Raw genomic sequence first — 644 nt, 5'->3', positions numbered from 1 at the left:
AAAAGGTGCGAGTTTTTCAGCGAGCAATTGATGGTTTTCGTTATTGCCTAAACGCTTTCCTGAAATACTATTTGGCTTCAGTGTCCAAGCAATGTACGTTGCGCTTTGGGCAGTTTCGCTACAACCAAATCGTAGGAGCGCTCGCACAAGTCTTGAATGAGACCATCTTCGGCATCACCATTGAAATACACTGTGACCCAATGGCGTTTGTTAAGGTGGTAGCCCGGTGTGATGTCAGTAAACTGGGACGTTAGCACTTCTCCATCTTCCGGTTTCACTTTAACACTGACGTATTCTCGACCACCACGCTCCGCGATTATCGCGAACATTTTGCCTTTTACTTTGAACACAAGTGCGTCAGGGCCGAAGGGGAAGTCACTTTCGGCGCACATAAATGTCTCTAAATACGATTCCAATTCTTTGATATTCATGCTCATTCCTTAGCTTTTTTGCGACGAGATTCGCTATTCAAATTGAGGCAGTAGTAACTTTAACGCCTGATTCACTTGTGACTTTTCGTCCGCCGACAATCCACTAATCAAACTATGTTGTACATCCACATGCTCTTGGATCAACGACTCAATCAATGCCAAGCCTTCAGTCGTTAGCTCAACAGTAACACTGCGTCGGTCTTCTTTACTGTG

At 44.9% G+C, this 644-nt stretch carries 1 protein-coding gene and 1 pseudogene; both read right to left on the bottom strand.

Annotated features, from left to right (window positions below; translation table 11 throughout):
- Window positions 1-77: 77 nt before the first annotated feature.
- A complete protein-coding gene (locus R8O10_RS25765) occupies window positions 78-431 on the bottom strand; it encodes an MmcQ/YjbR family DNA-binding protein (protein ID WP_025534820.1) in 354 nt (117 codons plus the stop codon).
- A gap of 33 nt (window positions 432-464) precedes the next feature.
- Window positions 465-644: pseudogene (locus R8O10_RS25760) on the bottom strand (MarR family transcriptional regulator); the annotation flags it as partial.

Source organism: Vibrio sp. 1727, from assembly GCF_033344415.1.
Lineage (GTDB): Bacteria > Pseudomonadota > Gammaproteobacteria > Enterobacterales > Vibrionaceae > Vibrio > Vibrio alginolyticus.
This window is presented reverse-complemented; position numbering and strand designations above follow the sequence as displayed.

Coding starts and splice junctions, on each gene's coding strand:
- R8O10_RS25765 (WP_025534820.1), bottom strand. CDS start 431: ATGAATATCAAAGAATTGGAATCGTATTTAGAGACATTTATGTGCGCC.